This is a genomic window from Achromobacter sp. ACM01 (genome assembly GCF_014851745.1).
Taxonomy (GTDB): domain Bacteria; phylum Pseudomonadota; class Gammaproteobacteria; order Burkholderiales; family Burkholderiaceae_B; genus Achromobacter; species Achromobacter aegrifaciens.
Window position 1 is genome coordinate 1 of record NZ_JACVAF010000034.1, and the last position, 256, is coordinate 256.

Consider the following 256-nt stretch of genomic DNA (forward strand, 5'->3'; position numbering starts at 1 on the left):
ACTTACGGCGAGGGGGCTTTTCACCCCCTTTATCGCTACTCATGTCAGCATTCGCACTTCTGATACCTCCAGCAGCCTTTACAAGCCACCTTCGCAGGCTTACAGAACGCTCTCCTACCGCGTGCACTAAAAGTGCACACCCGCAGCTTCGGTTTATCGCTTAGCCCCGTTACATCTTCCGCGCAGGACGACTCGATCAGTGAGCTATTACGCTTTCTTTAAAGGATGGCTGCTTCTAAGCCAACCTCCTGACTGT

The 256-nt window shown here is 52.7% G+C and carries 1 rRNA gene; it reads right to left on the reverse strand.

Annotated elements, in window-relative coordinates:
• Positions 1–256: ribosomal RNA gene (locus IB268_RS30950) — 23S ribosomal RNA — on the reverse strand; the annotation flags it as partial.